The following is a 1,397-nucleotide window of genomic DNA, read 5'->3' as shown; positions in this document are numbered from 1 at the left end:
CGGTCAAGTCCTTTATTGTGTGTAAATTACCTTTAGGTATCCAATTGTCAGGCCGCTAAAAGTCGTTGCTGTTCCTTTGCAATCTCTATCAGTTTCGCTGACGAGTTGTTCAGCTCATCAAAGTCTTTTCTGGTGAGTGATATCTTATTCTGAGCCATATACATGTCATTTTGCTCAAGTAAGACACTTCCCATGATTCTGATAATGGATTGTACATTTGGAAATACACCGATCACATTTGACCTGCGTTTTATTTCCTTGTTGAGCCGTTCCAGATAGTTTGTAGTTCTATAGAAACGTCTCATACGCTCAGGGAGTGCCATTACTGTCATTACGCTCTCAAAGCCGTAATCAAGACACTCCATGGCTTTGTCTGCAACGTCGCTATATTCTTCGATAATGGCATCACGCTTTTTACGGGCTTCTTCGATGGTTTTTGAATTATACATATCAATTAGCCCGGCATGTATTGCTTTCTGATATTTATTAGGAGCATGGTCCATGATATTTCTTGAAAAATGCGTTTGACACCTTTGCCATGGAACTTCTGGGAACACTTTGCTTATGGCATAAACTATTCCATCATGAGCGTCTGAACTCACTAGTTTTAAATCTGTAAGGCCACGATTCTTGAGACCTTCCATGAATGTACGCCATGTTTCTTTGGATTCGTTGTCATATACTTCAAATCCAATGATTTCGCGTTTGCCTTCGTTTGTTATAGCCATAGCGATCATAAGTGCTTTTGATGTAATTCTATGGTTTTCGCGTACTTTGAGGTAGGTTGCATCAACATACATGAACGGATAGATGTTATCTAACTTTCTGTTTTTAAAATCATCAACAATGGCATCAAGATCTTTGCATACTTCAGAAACGGTCGATTTTGAAAATGATGTTCCACATAAAGTTTCCATTACTCTGCTTATTTTTCGGGTAGAGACTCCATTAACGACCATTTCTGCCATTGATGCAACAAGAGCAGCCTCGCTTCGGGAATAGTTTTCAAATATAAGTGTTTTGAAAGGCTGATTGCGATGCCTGGGCACAGACAGGGTGATTGTACCTATACGCGTATTGAGTTTGCGTTCGCGGGAACCATTCCGGCTATCCATGCGTTCATCGCTGCGCTCGTAACGTTCAGCACCAAGCTGCTCAGTTGATTCAGCAACCAGGACAGCATTAAGGCTGTCAGTTAAAAGCTTACGAAATGCCTCATCATGGTCTGATGACAATAATTGTAGAATTTCATCCTGATTTAAAGTAATATTGAGTTGAGCCATTGTGTTCTACCTCCGGTATTATTTAGGGTTGTGGTGATTCTATTATACCTAAAGGTAAGAGCCAGTGGCTTTTATAATACAATATTCAATTTACACCATTATAAGGACGTTACT

At 39.9% G+C, this 1,397-nt stretch carries 1 protein-coding gene; it reads right to left on the bottom strand.

The window, feature by feature from the left end; all coding sequences use genetic code 11:
* Window positions 1-47 precede the first annotated feature (47 nt).
* On the bottom strand, window positions 48-1,283 hold the full coding sequence (locus NXH67_RS04535) for an IS256 family transposase (protein ID WP_022776966.1): 1,236 nt from the start codon (window positions 1,281-1,283) through the stop codon (window positions 48-50).
* Between the last annotated feature and the right edge of the window lie 114 nt (window positions 1,284-1,397).

Origin of the sequence: Butyrivibrio sp. DSM 10294 (assembly GCF_028539135.1) — a bacterium.
Lineage (GTDB): Bacteria > Bacillota > Clostridia > Lachnospirales > Lachnospiraceae > Butyrivibrio.
Note: the sequence above shows the minus strand (reverse complement) of the source record. Positions and strands in the feature narration are given on the sequence as shown.